The sequence below is a fragment of the Cellulomonas sp. P4_D11 genome (assembly GCF_056401915.1).
The window spans coordinates 13,326-28,396 of record NZ_JBFUIK010000026.1 but is presented as its reverse complement, the minus strand read 5'-3'; the positions used below and the strand labels follow the sequence as shown (position 1 = coordinate 28,396).

Annotated in this window: 14 protein-coding genes; 8 read left to right on the top strand and 6 right to left on the bottom strand. The window is 69.9% G+C overall.

The window, feature by feature from the left end; genetic code table 11:
- Nucleotides 1–67: 67 nt before the first annotated feature.
- The 3 genes from AC1DT4_RS15350 to rplI all read left to right on the top strand — a co-directional run bounded on the left by AC1DT4_RS15350 (nucleotide 68) and on the right by rplI (nucleotide 1,382).
- Nucleotides 68–604, top strand: a complete 537-nt coding sequence (locus AC1DT4_RS15350) for a single-stranded DNA-binding protein (protein ID WP_477049432.1) — start codon at nucleotides 68–70, stop codon at nucleotides 602–604.
- A 77-nt stretch (nucleotides 605–681) separates the two neighbouring features.
- Nucleotides 682–918, top strand: a complete 237-nt coding sequence (gene rpsR, locus AC1DT4_RS15345; RefSeq protein WP_028051084.1) for a 30S ribosomal protein S18 — start codon at nucleotides 682–684, stop codon at nucleotides 916–918.
- A gap of 14 nt (nucleotides 919–932) precedes the next feature.
- Nucleotides 933–1,382, top strand: a complete 450-nt coding sequence (gene rplI, locus AC1DT4_RS15340; RefSeq protein WP_477090663.1) for a 50S ribosomal protein L9 — start codon at nucleotides 933–935, stop codon at nucleotides 1,380–1,382.
- A gap of 71 nt (nucleotides 1,383–1,453) precedes the next feature.
- Here the strand turns inward: rplI and AC1DT4_RS15335 are convergent, their stop codons facing one another.
- Nucleotides 1,454–2,809 (bottom strand): MATE family efflux transporter, encoded by a 1,356-nt coding sequence (locus AC1DT4_RS15335; protein ID WP_477090677.1) that lies wholly within the window; start codon nucleotides 2,807–2,809, stop codon nucleotides 1,454–1,456.
- A 333-nt stretch (nucleotides 2,810–3,142) separates the two neighbouring features.
- Between AC1DT4_RS15335 and dnaB the strand changes: the two genes are divergently transcribed.
- Nucleotides 3,143–4,522 carry a replicative DNA helicase gene (gene dnaB, locus AC1DT4_RS15330; RefSeq protein WP_477090662.1) on the top strand — a complete coding sequence of 460 codons (1,380 nt, stop codon included), beginning with the start codon at nucleotides 3,143–3,145 and terminating at the stop codon, nucleotides 4,520–4,522.
- Between the two features lie 118 nt (nucleotides 4,523–4,640).
- Here dnaB and AC1DT4_RS15325 read toward each other — a convergent pair whose 3' ends face one another.
- Nucleotides 4,641–5,528, bottom strand: coding sequence for a helix-turn-helix domain-containing protein (locus tag AC1DT4_RS15325; protein ID WP_477090661.1), 888 nt, complete (start codon nucleotides 5,526–5,528; stop codon nucleotides 4,641–4,643).
- An 88-nt stretch (nucleotides 5,529–5,616) separates the two neighbouring features.
- Here AC1DT4_RS15325 and AC1DT4_RS15320 point away from each other — a divergent pair, with 88 nt between their 5' ends.
- Genes AC1DT4_RS15320 through AC1DT4_RS15310 form a run of 3 tightly spaced genes read left to right on the top strand, consistent with a single transcriptional unit; the run spans nucleotide 5,617 to nucleotide 7,918 of the window.
- Nucleotides 5,617–6,507 (top strand): SDR family NAD(P)-dependent oxidoreductase, encoded by an 891-nt coding sequence (locus AC1DT4_RS15320; RefSeq protein ID WP_477090660.1) that lies wholly within the window; start codon nucleotides 5,617–5,619, stop codon nucleotides 6,505–6,507.
- 24 nt (nucleotides 6,508–6,531) lie between these two features.
- The gene (locus AC1DT4_RS15315; protein ID WP_477090659.1) at nucleotides 6,532–7,518 is read left to right on the top strand and encodes an aldo/keto reductase; all 987 of its coding nucleotides are present in this window, start codon (nucleotides 6,532–6,534) and stop codon (nucleotides 7,516–7,518) included.
- Between the two features lie 28 nt (nucleotides 7,519–7,546).
- Nucleotides 7,547–7,918 carry a DUF2255 family protein gene (locus AC1DT4_RS15310; protein ID WP_477090658.1) on the top strand — a complete coding sequence of 124 codons (372 nt, stop codon included), beginning with the start codon at nucleotides 7,547–7,549 and terminating at the stop codon, nucleotides 7,916–7,918.
- 158 nt (nucleotides 7,919–8,076) lie between these two features.
- On the opposite strand, the gene AC1DT4_RS15305 is transcribed toward AC1DT4_RS15310, so the two are convergent.
- The 4 genes from AC1DT4_RS15305 to AC1DT4_RS15290 all read right to left on the bottom strand — a co-directional run bounded on the left by AC1DT4_RS15305 (nucleotide 8,077) and on the right by AC1DT4_RS15290 (nucleotide 13,609).
- Nucleotides 8,077–8,931, bottom strand: a complete 855-nt coding sequence (locus tag AC1DT4_RS15305) for an SDR family oxidoreductase (protein WP_477090657.1) — start codon at nucleotides 8,929–8,931, stop codon at nucleotides 8,077–8,079.
- A gap of 273 nt (nucleotides 8,932–9,204) precedes the next feature.
- Nucleotides 9,205–9,633: a MarR family winged helix-turn-helix transcriptional regulator gene (locus tag AC1DT4_RS15300; protein ID WP_477090656.1), complete on the bottom strand. Its 429-nt coding sequence runs from the start codon at nucleotides 9,631–9,633 to the stop codon at nucleotides 9,205–9,207.
- Nucleotides 9,634–9,913: 280 nt separating this feature from the next.
- Entirely contained in the window at nucleotides 9,914–12,346 is a 2,433-nt protein-coding gene (locus tag AC1DT4_RS15295) for a glycoside hydrolase family 2 TIM barrel-domain containing protein (protein WP_477090655.1), read from the bottom strand.
- A 207-nt stretch (nucleotides 12,347–12,553) separates the two neighbouring features.
- Nucleotides 12,554–13,609 carry a LacI family DNA-binding transcriptional regulator gene (locus AC1DT4_RS15290; protein ID WP_477090676.1) on the bottom strand — a complete coding sequence of 352 codons (1,056 nt, stop codon included), beginning with the start codon at nucleotides 13,607–13,609 and terminating at the stop codon, nucleotides 12,554–12,556.
- Nucleotides 13,610–14,007: 398 nt separating this feature from the next.
- Here AC1DT4_RS15290 and AC1DT4_RS15285 point away from each other — a divergent pair, with 398 nt between their 5' ends.
- Nucleotides 14,008–15,063, top strand: a complete 1,056-nt coding sequence (locus tag AC1DT4_RS15285) for a LacI family DNA-binding transcriptional regulator (RefSeq protein WP_477090654.1) — start codon at nucleotides 14,008–14,010, stop codon at nucleotides 15,061–15,063.
- The last annotated feature ends 8 nt before the right edge of the window (nucleotides 15,064–15,071 follow it).

The following is a 15,071-nucleotide window of genomic DNA, read 5'->3' as shown; positions in this document are numbered from 1 at the left end:
TGTGGGTGGCTGCACGTAGCGTGCGGCTCCACATCAACCGACTGATCGAACGAACGAGGAGCTGGGCATGAGCGGTGAGACCGTCATCACGGTGATCGGGAACCTGACCGGGGATCCCGAGCTGCGCTTCACCCCCTCGGGGGCTGCGGTCGCGAACTTCACCGTCGCGTCCACCCCCCGTACGTTCGACCGCCAGAGCAACGAGTGGAAGGACGGCGACACGCTGTTCCTCCGCTGCTCGATCTGGCGGGAGGCGGCCGAGTCGGTCGCCGAGTCGCTCACCAAGGGCACCCGCGTCATCGTGACCGGCCGGCTCGTGCAGCGCTCCTACGAGACCCGCGAGGGCGAGAAGCGCACCGTGTACGAGCTCCAGGTCGACGAGGTCGGCCCGTCCCTGCGCTACGCCACGGCCAAGGTCACCCGGACCCAGCGTTCGGGTGGCGGCGGCGGTGGCTTCGGCGGCGGGGGCGGCGGCGGCTTCAGCAACGGTGGCGGTGGCGGCGGATTCGGTGGCTCCGGCGGCGGCAGCAGCCAGCAGGACGACCCGTGGGCGACGCCCGCTGGTGGTTCCGGCGGCGGCTACTCCGACGAGCCCCCGTTCTGATCGGCGCCTGACACTCAGACATTCCCCATCCCTGGGCACGGCAACGCCCAGGGCTCCAGCAGACAAGGAGCACCACGATGGCCAAGGCCGTGGTCCGTAAGCCGAAGAAGAAGCAGAACCCGCTCAAGGCGGCGAAGATCGACGTCGTCGACTACAAGGACACTGCGCTGCTGCGCAAGTTCATCTCCGACCGCGGGAAGATCCGCGCTCGCCGGGTGACCGGTGTGTCCGTCCAGGAGCAGCGCGCGATCGCGCGTGCCGTCAAGAACGCCCGCGAGATGGCTCTCCTGCCGTACTCGTCGTCGGCGCGCTGAGAAAGGGGACCATCATGGCGAAGATCATCCTGACCCACGAGGTCACCGGTCTCGGTGAGCCCGGCGACGTGGTCGAGGTCAAGGACGGGTACGCCCGTAACTTCCTCGTCCCGCGCAACCTGGCGACGCCCTGGACCAAGGGCGCCGAGAAGGACGTCACCGCGATCCGCAAGGCCCGCAAGGCCCGCGAGATCGCGACGCTCGACGACGCCAAGGCGATCCGCGACTCGCTGCAGAGCAAGCCGGTCGTCGTGTCGGCCAAGGCCGGCGAGTCGGGCCGTCTGTTCGGTGCCGTCACGACTGCCGAGATCGCTGACGCGGTCAAGAAGTCGGGCGCCCCGCAGATCGACAAGCGGAAGGTCGAGATCGGTCAGCCGATCAAGGCCCTCGGCGAGTACCAGGTGTCGGTCCGTCTGCACGCAGACGTGTCCGCGAAGGTGACCGTCAAGGTCGTCGCAGCCTGAGCTGAGCACCACCGAAGCGCCCCGTCCCCGATCACCGGGGGCGGGGCGCTTCGCTGTGGGGGAGGTTTGGGTCAGATGCCCGTGACCATCCAGGCCGTGCCGCGGGCTCGCCAGCCGGTGGTGACCGCGCGGGCGAGCATGAAGACGCCGGCAAAGGCCGCCCACAGCCACGCCAGTCCCGCGGCGCCCGGCGGTGCGGCCGCCCGGACCGCCAGTGCGAAGGGCACGTAGACCACCAGCGTGGCCATGCCCGCCCACGCGAGGAAGCGGCCGTCGCCGGCGCCGATCAGGACGCCGTCGAGCACGAACACCCACCCGGCCATGGGCATGGTGACGGCGGCGACGACGAGCGCGAGGACCGCGGCCTGTCGGACGTCGTCGTCGGAGGTGAAGAGCGGCACGTACGCCCAGGAGAGGCCGCCGATGACGAGCCCGAGCGCGGCGCCCGCGCCGACTCCCCACTGCAGGGTGCGGCGCAGGACGCCGCGGACGCGCGGGACGTCGGCACCGCCCAGCGCGTGCCCGACGAGCGCCTGGGCGGCGATGGCGAGGGCGTCGAGCGCGAAGGCGGCGAGCCCCCAGACGGCGGCGACCACCTGGTGCCCGGCCAGCTCGACGGCGCCCAGGCCGGTGGCCACCCAGACGGTGAGCAGGATGGCGAGCCGCAGCGACAGGGTGCGGACGAACAGCGGGGTGCCCGCGCGCGCGTTCGCCAGGATCCCTCCGGCGGCGGGTCGGAGCTGCGCGCCGGCGCTCCGTGCGCCGCGGACGACGACCACGGTCAACGCGACGGCCATCGCCAGCTGCGTCAGCGCCGTGCCCAGCCCGGACCCGGCGATGCCCATGCCGACGCCGTAGACGAGCACGATGTTGAGCACGGCGTTGACGACGGCGCCGAGGGAGGCGACGACGAGCGGCGTGCGAGTGTCGAGCAGCCCGCGCAGGGCTCCCGTCGAGGCGAGGACGAGGAGCATCCCGGGCAGGCCCGGCGACGACCAGCGCAGGTAGATGACCGCCTGCTCGGCGACCTCGCCGGTCGCCCCGAGCGCCTCGACCAGCCAGGGGGCGCTCAGCCAGGTGGCGGCGGCGAGCACCACACCGAGGCCCAGCGCGAGCCACATGCCGTCGACGCCGACCTGCAGCGCGCCGGCCCGGTCACCGGCGCCGAGGCGTCGCGCGACGGCAGCCGTGGTGGCGTAGGCGAGGAAGACGCAGAGACCGACGACCGTCACCAGGATGGTCGAGGCGAGCGCCAGACCGGCCAGCGGGGCGGTGCCCAGGTGGCCGACGACGGCCGAGTCGACGAGCACGAAGAGCGGCTCGGCGACCAGCGCGCCGAGGGCCGGGAGGGCGAGCGCGAGTATCTGCCGGTCCAAGCCGGGGGATCGGTGTCCGACAGATGAAATCTCGGCCAACCCTTCTCGCATCCACAGCACGTGCACAGCGTTTCCGCGGGTGACGCGCAGATCCGGTCCGACATTCACCCGGCCGTCCACACGACTGTCCACGGCCTGTGGATAAATTCGGTCACGATCCACAGCTCGACTCACAGTAGGCGAGCAGTGCTCCACAGATCTCCACAGTCGACCCCACAGATGTGCGACACGTTGCCCACAGGCCGTTTCCGGCGTTTGGTGGACCGGCCGTCGGCCCCTAACGTCGCGAGTGCGAGGCCCCGATGGGTGTCGGGGAGCTTCGTGTGGGCGCGGATGTCAGACCCCCCATGGAACATGAGTTCGAACGACGATGATGGGGACCAGATGACGATCGAGGAGCTCGAGTACGGCGCGCCGTCGGGCACCGCACGCGGTGGTGGCGGCGGCTACGACCGGACCCCTCCGCAGGACCTCGACGCGGAGCGCAGCGTGCTCGGCGGCATGATGATCTCGAAGGACGCGATCGCCGACGTCGTCGAGCAGATCCGTGGCACGGACTTCTACCGACCCGCGCACGAGGTCGTGTACGACGCGATCATCGACCTGTACGGCCGCGGCGAGCCGGCCGACGCCATCACGGTCGCGGACGAGCTGACCAAGCGCGGCGAGATCCAGCGCATCGGCGGCGCCCCCTACCTGCACACCCTCATCTCGTCGGTCCCCACCGCCGCCAACGCCGGCTACTACGCGCGGATCGTGCGCGAGCGGTCGGTGCTCCGCAAGCTGGTCGAGGCCGGCACGCGCATCGTCCAGCTGGGCTACGGCACGGACGGCGGCGACGTCGACGAGATCGTCAACAACGCGCAGGCCGAGGTCTACGCGGTGACCGAGCGCCGGTCGTCCGAGGACTACATGATCCTCGGCGACATCATCGGCGGCGCGGTCGACGAGATCGAGGCGGCCGGGCACCGCGGCGAGGGCATGATCGGCGTACCCACCGGGTTCTCCGACCTCGACCGGCTCACCAACGGGCTGCACCCGGGTCAGATGATCGTGCTGGCCGCACGCCCCGCCATCGGCAAGTCGACGATGGGCATCGACATCGTCCGCTCGGCGTCGATCAAGCACGGCCTGACCTCGGTCGTCTTCTCCCTCGAGATGAGCCGCAACGAGATCACCATGCGTCTGCTCTCGGCCGAGGCGCGGGTGCACCTGCAGAAGCTGCGCAACGGTCAGATGGGCGAGGACGACTGGGCCAAGATCGCCGCGACCATGGGGAAGATCTCCGAGGCGCCGCTGTTCATCGACGACTCGCCGAACATGTCCCTCATGGAGATCCGCGCCAAGTGCCGGCGGCTCAAGCAGAAGCACGACCTCAAGCTCGTGGTCATCGACTACCTCCAGCTGATGTCGTCGGGCAAGCGCGTCGAGTCGCGGCAGCAGGAGGTCTCGGAGTTCTCGCGTGCGCTCAAGCTGCTGGCGAAGGAGCTCGAGGTCCCTGTCATCGCCATCTCGCAGCTGAACCGTGGAGCCGAGCAGCGCACCGACAAGCGCCCGCAGATGAGCGACCTGCGTGAGTCGGGCTCGATCGAGCAGGACGCCGACATCGTCATCCTGCTGCACCGCGAGGACGCCTACGAGAAGGAGTCCCCGCGCGCGGGCGAGGCCGACGTCATCGTCGCCAAGCACCGAAACGGACCGACCGACACGCTCGTCGTCGCGTTCCAGGGTCACTACTCGCGCTTCGTGGACATGCAGGCCTGACCGACCCTGCAGGTGCGTTGTCGGTCGCCACCAGCCGCTGCTGATCAGCTCCCGGTCGCTGCTGATCAGCTCCGGTCCGCCTAGTTCAACTACCCGATATGTCCGTTTCAGCGGCGGGCTACGTGCGGTCGGCAATCGGTGCGGTCGCGCTGGTGGTTGCGGCCCAGCTGGCCAGCATGCGGATGGCGTCCTCATCGGGCGAGCCCGCTGGGCTGGTGAAGGTGATGAGCGTCAGGCCGGGGTCCGCGGGCAGGTCGAGGACCTCGAAGTCGAGGTGGAGTTCGCCGACGACGGGGTGACGGAAGTGCTTGCGCCCGGTGCGGTGTAGGCGGACGTTGTGGGCTGCCCAGCGTGTGCGGAACGGTGGGCTCTGGGTGCTGAGCTCACCGACCAGGTCGGTCAGGGCTCGGTCGTAGGGGTCGCGGCCGGCTTCGGTGCGCAGCTGGGAGACAGAGTCGTCGGCGGCTCGTTCCCAGTCGATCCAGAAGTCGCGTGCGCGGTCGTCAAGGAACGTGAACCGGGCGTGGTTGGCGGGGACGCCGGCTGGGTGAGGTGTCGCGTAGACCGGGGAGAACAGTGCCTGGCCGAGGGTGTTGGCGGCGACCAGGTCGAGGCGTCCGTTGTTCACGATGACGGGGACGGTTTGGCCGATGAGGTCGAGCAGTCGTTGCACGCTGGGGCGGATCTGGCCGGGTGTCGGCTTGCGGAGTCGTCGGGCACCAGGGACCGCTTCGCGGGCAAGGTCGGCCAGGTGGGCGGTTTCGGCCTCATCGAGCTGCAGGGCGCGGGCAAGAGAGCCCAGGACGCTGTCGGAGACGCCGGCCAGATTGCCGCGTTCGAGCTGGGCGTAGTACTCGACGCTGACGCCGGCTAGGTCGGCAACCTCGCTGCGCTTGAGGCCGGGCACGCGCCGGTTGCTGGCGAACGCGGTGAGCCCGGCCTCCGCTGGGGTGAGCCGGGCGCGGCGGGTGCGCAGGAAGTCCTTGATCTCGTCGCGGTTGTCCACCTCGTCACGGTACGACTGGGCCGTCGGACTTGAGGTGGGCTGTTGGTACACGTTCCAGCAGTGACTTCTGCGCCCTCTTGATCGCGGGTTGCATGGCTCGTGCCGCTCCAGGCGGCGTACCCGAACGCGGCTGACGCCTGCAGGCAGTCACGCGAACCGGCGCCGCGCACGTCCTCAACCACCCGACCAGCCGCCCAAGGGAACCGAACTTATGAACACGCCATTGTCCGGAACTGTCGCGATCGTCACCGGCGCGAGCAGCGGAATCGGCGAAGCGACCGCCCGGCAGCTCGCCCAGCTCGGTGCCTCGGTCGCGGTCCTCGCTCGTCGCGGTGATCGCCTCGAGGCCCTGGTCAGCGAAATCGAAGCGGCGGGCGGCACGGCACTGGCCGTCACGGCCGACATTGCGGACCGCGCCCAGGCTGAACGGGCGCTGCAGACCGTGGTGGAGCGCTTCGGTCGGCTCGACATCCTCGTCAACAACGCCGGCCTGATGCTGCTCGGCCCGGTCGTCGGGGCCGACGTCGAGGAATGGGAGCGGATGATCGCGGTCAACCAGAAAGGCCTGCTCTATATGACCAGCGCGGCCCTGCCGCACCTGCTGGCCGCTGCCGAGGACAACCTGCGCGGGGTAGCCGACATCGTGAACATCTCCTCGATCGCCGGCAGGCAGGCCTGGGCGAACTTCGGGGTCTACAACATGACCAAGTTCGGCGTGAACGGGTTCACCGAGGCCCTGCGCCAGGAGGTCACCAAGAAGCAGGTGCGGGTCGGGGTGCTCGAACCCGGGGCCGTGGCCACCGAGCTGGTCTCGCACAACAACGACCAGGTCCGCGCCGACCTGGCCGCCTCCGACGCGGAGAACATCCCCGTCCCGCTGCAGCCCGAGGACATCGCCGACGCCATCGCGTTCATGGTCACCCGACCCCAGCGCGCCTCGGTCGCCGAGCTGTGGGCCATGCCCACCTCCCAGGCCTGAACCTCACGAGAAGGAGCCACCCTTATGAAGACCGCACACCTGGCAGACCTCGAGGTCTCCCGCATCGGCCTGGGCGCCATGACCATGGCCGGCACGTACACCAGCGAAGGCGCCCTGGACGACAGCGAGTCGATCCGCACGATCCACCGCGCCCTGGACCTGGGCGTCACCCACATCGATACCGCCGAGATTTACGGACCCTTCCACAGCGAAGAGGTCGTCGGCCGAGCCGTCAAAGATCGCCGCGACCAGGTCGTCATCGCCACCAAGTTCGGCCTCGTCCGGCACGGCGACGGCGACCCCACCCCCGGCGTGACCGACAGCACCCCCGCTAACATCCGGGCCGCCGTCGAGGGATCTCTGCGCCGGCTGGGCACCGACCACATCGACCTGTACTACCAGCACCGCGTCGACCCGGCCACGCCCATCGAGGACACCGTCGGCGCGCTGGCCGACCTCGTCACCGAGGGCAAGATCCGGTACGTCGGCCTGTCCGAAGCGGGCGCGGACACCATCCGCCGCGCACACGCCGTGCACCCGATCACCGCTTTGCAGACCGAGTACTCGCTGTGGACCCGGGATGTCGAGGCCGAGCTCCTGCCGCTATTGCGTCAGTTCGGCATCGGGTTCGTGCCTTACTCCCCGCTCGGCCACGGCCTGCTCACCGGCCAGATCCGCACCGTGGCCGACTTCGCCGACGACGACTGGCGCAAGACCAACCCCCGCTTCACCGGCGAGAACTTCGCGCGCAATCTCGCGATCGTCGACGAGGTCCGGGCCATCGGCGCCGAGAACGGCGCCACACCTGCACAGACCGCGCTGGCCTGGCTGCTGAGCCGCGGCGAGGACATCGCCCCCATCCCCGGCACCCGGCGCGTGTCCCGCGTCGAAGAGAACACCGCCGCCGACGCCGTCGAGCTGACCCCGGCACAGCTGCACCGCCTCGACAACCTCGAGCCCGCCGCCGGTGAACGGCACGACGAGGCCAACATGGCCTCGATCGACCGCTGACCCACCCCGAACACCACCGGAGGGCACCGTGACGCACTGGACTCCCGAGCAGCTCACCGCCATCGAGCAGAACCAGGACCTGTTCGTCTCCCCGTTCCGCCCCGACGGCCGCACCTACGGCACACCCACCCAGACCTGGGCTCTGGTCGTGGACGGCGACGTCTACGTCCGCGCCGCGAACGGTCCGCAATCACGCTGGTACCAGGCCGCGATCGCCCAGGAGGCCGGTCGGGTGCGGGTCGGCAGCCAAGCCTTCGACGTCACGTTCGAGTCGGCGACCGAGGCTGACCAAGCCGCGATCGATTCCGCCTACGAGGCCAAGTACCCGGGCAGCCCCGCCGTGCCGATCATGCAGGGATCCGGACCCAGGTCAGCCACCGTGCGAGTCTCGCCACGCTGATCGCTCGCACCGCCGAGGTTGCCGTCAAGACGCGGCACCAGCCGCGGCGTACCTTGCCCGCGAGACCAGAAGACCCGCCAGCCAGTCAAAGTACGACGCTCAGCTGCGGTCAACCTGTTGTGCATCTCGACACCTGCTGGTTGAGCCCGACGCAGGTGTCATCCGTGGTTCCGGAGGAACTCCTCGAGGCTGGTCGGCGGGGTGCCAGTGATCTTCTCGACGGCGTCTGTCGGGTCGGCCATGACGTTGCTGCCGATGGCGGTGTAGGTGCTGACCCAGGCGTCGAGCTGCCACGGCGGGGCGCCGTAGGAGGCGCGGGAGGCGTAGGCCTCCTCGATCGTCTCGTCGTGGAACGTGACGGTGCGGCCGCGGACGTCGTTGATGATGCGGGCGACATCGGCGAGCGACAGCGCCTGTGGGCCGGTGAGGTCGTAGGTGTTCCCGGCGTGGGCGTCCGGGTCCAGGAGCACCGTGGCTGCGACGCGGGCGACGTCGGCGCGAGCGACGATCGCGCATCTCCCGCTGCCGGCCGGGCCACGGATGACGCCGTCTGTGCCGACGAGCTGCTCCATGAAGTCGATGTAGAAGGTGTCGCGCAGGAACGTCCACGCCATGCCGGAAGCTTTCAGGTGCTCCTCGGTCGCGTAGTGGTCGCGGGCCAGGGTGAACGTCGCGTCAGGCGCTGCGGCGGCGAACGAGGTGTAGACGACGTGCCGCACGCCGGAGGCGGCGGCCGCGTCGATGAAGGCGGCGTGTTCGGCGGTGCGGGTGGGGCTCTCGTGCGCGGAGACCATGAACAGCACCTCGACACCCTGCAGCGCCGCCTGGGACAGATCCTGGTTGGCGTAGTCGATACGGGCGACCTCGGTGACAGACCCGAGCTGCGGCAGTCGCGGGCTGGCTGGGTCGCGTACGAGCAGCCGCTGCGCGCGGCCGGCGGTGTCCAGGTGTGCGGCGACGAGCCCGCCGATGTGGCCGGTGGCGCCGGTGACGGCGATGGTGGGCTGGTTCACGGGAGGGCTCCTTCGGTCGGCTTCTTGTCGATGGTTCGCGGGTCTGGGCGGGCGACGTCGTGTGCCCTGAGCCGGGCCACGATCCGGCGACGATGCCCGCCAGCTGGGCTGCCCTGGGTGGACCGTGTCTCGCGATCGGCCAGGGCGCGGGCGGTGAAGATCTCGAGCGGGATCACAGGACCACCACTCCCTTCCCGGCGATCGTCCCGGCCTCCGTGTCGGTGTGCGCCCGGGCGATCTGGTCGACGGCGGCGCGCATCGTGCCTCGCGCGCTCATGCAGACACCGCCGCGAGCGGGGACCTGAGCCGCCCCAACAGCACGGTGAGGGTGGACGTCATCTCGCCCAGGTCGATGCCCTCGAAGTGCTCTGTGAGAGCCGCGTCAACCAGCGCCACACCGTCGTCGTGAGCGGTGTCTCCGGCCCGCGTCAACGCGACCAGCGAGGAGCGGCGGTCGGTCGGGTGGGCTGCGCGCACCGCGAGGCCATCGCGCTCCAGGCGGTCCACCAGCTTGCTCGCCGCGCCCACCGTGATGCCGAGCTCGGATCGCAGCTCCTGCGCCCGGCAGCAACCCTCATGTCGGCGGATCACCCGCAGTGCGAACAGCGTTCCCAGCGAGATCGAGCCCGCGTCGCGGAGCCGGTCGTCGAGCTCGTTCCACAGGTAGGTCTCGTAGCGCACGAGGGAGTCGAAGAGGTCCACGACCGCCTTAACTAGACGCTTCGGAACTATATTCCCAGTGATCTAAATACGGTCGCCTCCGGTCGGCGGTGAGGCCGAGACCCGGATGCTGCCCGCCTGGCCGGCGGTGGTCAGCCCAGATCGAACCGACCGCTCGAACACACCACGCGCATGGCGCCGGGCGTGAGCGTGAGCCACGAGAACCTCCGGGTGGGTGTGGGCCGTCGACAAGCCACACCCAACCGGAGGTCCTCCTCTCGTCAACGGCCACCGACGTCACCGATGTCCTGGCCGAGGACACCTACTCGCCAGCGAGCGTCGCTGTCCGCGCGATCAGAGCGACGACCACCCGCTCCATCCCGTCGCTGGTGACGGTGACGTCGATGGCCCCGTGGCCGGTCGGGCGGACCACGGCGAGGGCACGACCGTCGAAGGTCGTGCGTGTCGGGGCGTCGAAGCGCTCGGTCGTCGTCGGATTGCCGGAGCCCAAGGCGACCAGCTCGCCCGCGCCGCTGACGTCCACCGTGATCGGCTGGTCGGCGCCGGTGACCAGGACGCCGTTCGCGTCGCGCAGCTCGATGGCGAGGTAGGCGAGGTCGGTGTCGTCGGCCCGCAGCTCGGTCCGATCGGCGGTGACGGTCAAGGTGGTCGGGCCCGACGCGGAGACCAGCGAGGTCCGGCCGGTCTCGACGCCCGCCTGGTAGGAGACGGCCACCAGCTCACCCGGGCGGTAGACGGTCTCGAGGGACGCGAGCATGGGTCGCCGCGCGCCCACGGGTTCGCGCGCCACCTCGGTCCCGTCCAGCAGGAGGGCGACCTCGTCGGCGTCTGCGTAGACCTCGACGGTCACAGGGCGGCCTTCGAAGCCCGGCCAGGTCCAGGAGGAGACCGAGTCGCTCCATGCCCACGGGGACTGCATGGACACGGTGTGGCCGTGCCGTTCGGGGCGGAGCACGGCGATGGCGGGCTCGGTGCGCAGGCCGAAGACGATCTCCCGGTAGTAGGAGACCGGTCGGCGCCACCCCGTGATGTCCAGGTCGCCGCACCAGGCAGTGAGGTACGGGTACTCACGCTCGAGTCCGGGCACGGCATCGGGGTCCTCCTGGTAGGCCGTGGCGCCGATGCCGACCTCGCCGAGATAGTCCCAGCCGGTCCACGTGAAGTCTCCGATGACGTGCGGATGGGCCAGGACCAGCGGCCAGAGCGTCCCGATCTGCGAGGGGAAGGTCTCCGAGCCGACAAGGACGCGGTGCGGGAACAGTGCCGCATCAGTGGCGTAGCGGCCGTCGGCGTAGTTGAGGCCGAGCACGTCGAGCACGGAGCTCGACTCGGCCGTGCGCCGGGTGACCGCTTCGGACGACCCGATCGCCCGCATCCCCTGGCCGACGTCGGCCATCATCTCGTTGAGTCCGCGCTCGCTCGCCAGGATCGCCGGGAGGTCGTCGAGGACGGCCAGCGCGGCGTTGATGCCGTTGGTGACCAGGCGGGTGGGGTCGAGGCTGCGTACGTGCTCGGCCATCTCCCGTGCCAGGGCTGCGCCGTGCGGGGTGCCCACCTCGACGATCTCGTTGCCCAGCGAGTACATGATCACGCTCGGGTGGTTGTAGTCCTTGGCGACCATCGACTGCAGGTCGGCTCCCCACCACTGCGGAAAGTCCAGCGCGTAGTCATTGGGCGTCTTGCCGCGGGTCCACATGTCGAAGGCCTCGTCCATCACGAGCATCCCCAGGCGGTCGCACGCGTCGAGCAACGAGGGGGAGGCCGGGTTGTGTGCGGAGCGGATCGCGTTGAAGCCTGCAGCCTTGAGCAGCTGGATGCGCCTCTCCTCCGCCCGGGCGATCGACGCCGCTCCGAGCGGGCCGTTGTCGCTGTGGATGCATGCGCCGCGCAGCAGCACGATCTCGCCGTTGATGCGTAGCCCTCGGAGCGGGTCGACGGTGACCGTGCGGATGCCGAAGGTGGTGAGTACGTCCTGGGCCGCGTCGCCCAGGCCGGTGCGGGCCACGTACAGGTTCGGCGTGCTCACGCTCCACAGGTGGGGATCGGGGAGGTACAGGCGTTGGCGCACGACGGCGGTGCGCCCCGGCGCGAGCGTCAGGGGCGTGACATCGCCTTCGACGCGTGTCCCCGCGGGGTCGGTGATGGACGTGGTGACCGTGAGCGCACCGGTGGTCAGCCCGCGGTTGACGACCGACGTGACGACCTCGATGACGGCTCGGTCGTCCTCGAGACGCACCGTGCTGACGCGGACGCCGTCGGGCTCGATGTGCACCGGGTCGTCGACGTGCAGGTAGACCGGGCGGTATAGCCCCGAACCGGAGTACCACCGCGAGTCCTGGCCGGACCGCACCTCGATGCGCAGGGTGTTCCGGTCACCGAACCGGAGGTACGGCGTCAGGTCGACGAAGAAGCGCGCGTACCCGTCGGCCCGATGTCCGGCGAGCTCGTCGTTCAGGAACACCATCGCGTGCCGGTACGCACCCTCGATCTCGAGGCGGACGACCTTTCCGGCCCACTCTGCCGGGACGTCGAACGACTTCAGGTAGGCGTACGCACCGGTCGGGTAGTACGCACCGGCGCCCTTGGACGGGACGTCCGCCGCGCGATCGGCGTCTCGGAGCGCGTCGTGCGGTAGCCGGACCGGTGTGAGTGCGGCGTCCTCGCCGTTCACTGCCGCGAACGCACTGAGCGGTGCGCGGTAGGACCAGGCATCGTTGAAAGACGTGCGCGCCATGCGGGACTCCGATCGGACGGTGCTCACCACCGGACGGAGTAGCCATCCGGCCGGTGGTCTTGTGAGCCGGCAGTCGTCCGGCGGGGCGTGGCTACGTAGCCAGCGCGGCCGACCCTAGTGATCTGAGTCGGCCGAAGTCAACCAGCACGGATGCGGACGACCGGTGCGCGGCGAGGTGCAGAACGCCCGTCTCGCCCCGCGTCCGGCTCAGCTCCCAGGAGGGGCGGCCGTGGTCTCGCGTATCACGAGGTGGGTCGGCACCTTCTCGACGGTGCCCTTGTCGCGGCGCCCATCGAGCACCTCCATGAGCAGCTCGACGCCGCGAACTGCCGCGGCCGTCAGCTCTTGGCGCACGGTCGTCAGCGCACGCGGCATGAATGCGGCCTCCGGCACGTCGTCGAACCCGACGATGCTGATGTCCTCCGGCACGCTCCGGCCGGCATCCTGCAGCGCCCGGATCAGGCCGAAGGCCATGTGATCGTTGGCGGCGAAGACCGCCGTGACATCGGCGCGCGCTGCGAGGGTGCGGCCAACCTCATAGCCCGACGAGGGCGACCAGTCTCCCTCGGGTGCGTCGGGGATACGGCGCCCGGCGTGCTCGAGTGCCGAGCGCCACGCCTCCCGGCGTCGCACCGACGAGGGCCACTCGTTCGGACCGGCGATGTGGTGCACCGTCTCGTGCCCGAGCGCGAGCAGGTGGTTGACAGCCTCGGAGATCCCGCCGGTCTCGTCGCTCTCGACCACGAGCTCGATCTCCGCCAGGTTCAGTACGCCGGACAGGCTGAGCACCGGGACCTCAAGGCCGTGCCGTCGGGAGCGAAAGGTGGACGTCGGCTCATTGACGACAACCGCGTCGACACCCTGATCGAGAAGTGACGACAGTCCGTTCTCGAACGACTCGTTGTCCACGTCGACCGTGTTCACCAGGCGGAACCCATATCCGGCATCGCTGACTGCGCGTTCGGTCGCGATCGTGAGCGAGGCCGGCCCGTAGGCGGCGCTCCCGACGGTGAGGAGCCCGATGGTCCGGGTGCTGCCGAGTCGCACCGATCGCGCCGCGCTGTTCGGTCGGTAGCCCAGAGCGTCGATCGCCTCCTGGACGCGGCGACGGGCCTCCGGGCTCACCCTCGGATCGTCGGTCACGACGCGCGAGACGGTCCTCTGGGACACCCCCGCCGCGCGAGCAACGTCAGTGCCGGAGACCCGTCTTGCGCTGATGGACCGCGGGCCGCGAACACCAGGCGACGAGGAGTCGACGGACACCACTCACGCTCCGCTCACGGTCGACGATGCCCGTGGCCTGGGAAGAAGCCGAGTCATCGCGGCAGGGCAGATGGAAGAAGCCACCGAGAACATATACCGGATGCACTCCCGGCCGTTGCTTCACCGATGCTGCCGGAGCTCGTGGGTAACGAAACGATCACAAGACTTGCGGATCCATGGCTACGTAGCCATGCTCAGTGGACACCGGGTCGCACAGCCGCACCAGCGATCCGACCCCTCACGACTGCGCCGCTCGGCCGGCTCCTCCTGGCAGGGCGGCGCAGCCGTCGACCGCTGCGGTCCGCCGAGGTGACGGCGACCGATCTGGGGCGCCGCGCCGCCTTCCATCTTGCGCTCGACTGCGTGGTCATCCGACATCGCCGGCGAAATGAGGCCCCGTGAGTGACGACATCGTCACCGCCCCACGAAGCGCCAAGCGCGCCCATCGCCCGGTCGCGGAGATGGATGTCGCCCGCGCCGCCCGCGTGTCGCAGGAGACCGTGTCCCGAGTCGTCAACGGCGACCCGCACGTGGGCGACGACGTGCGACGTCGAGTTCGCCTGGCGATCGTCATGCTCGGCTACCGTCCCCACCGGGCGGCCCGGAGCCCCGTGCTCGGCCCAAGCCGGACGATCGGGGTGCTCTCGGTCGGATCCTTCGACTTCGGGCCCTCGTCGCTGCTGGTGGCCGCCGAGCACGCCATCCATGGAGCGCGGTATGACATGGCGGTCGTCAACACGGTCGTCGGCGGCGCCGAGATAATCAGGCGCTCGTTCGGTGACCTTGTCGACCAGGGCGTGGACGCCATCGTCATCAATGAGCCCGCCGGGCTCTGTGCGCTCGCCCTGGGTGCTATCGGCGACCTGCCGGTCCTGAGCACGTCGGGGTCGTACGGGATCTCCAGCAACGAGATCGTCGTGGACGCAGACCAGTACTCGGGCGGTCGACTTGCGACGGCGCACCTCCTGGCGCTCGGTCACCGCACCGTGCACCATCTCGGTGGTCCGTTGGGCTGGCGCTCGACGGGGTTGCGGCAGCAGGGCTGGAGCGACGTGCTCTCCGAGGCCGGCGCCGAGGTTCCGAGTCCCCTTCATGGGGACTGGTCTGCGCAGTCGGGCTACGACCTCGGCGCGCAGCTCGCCACAGACCTGTCCGTGACGGCGGTCTTCGTCGCCAACGACCAGATGGCAGTCGGCCTGTTGCGGGCGTTCGGCGAGGCCGGTAAGAGGGTCCCGGAGGACGTCAGTGTCGTCGGCGTCGACGACATGCCGGAGTCGTCCTTCCTGACGACAGCTCTCACGACCGTGCGGCAGGACCTCGCACACGTGGCGAGTCTCGGCGTCGGACTGTTGATCGACGCCATCGAGAACCCGCGCCGGCAGCACCGTCACCAGAACGTCCCGGTCGAGCTCATCGTCCGGGAGACGACGAGTGCACCGCCGCCCGGGCGGTAGCGAGCGTT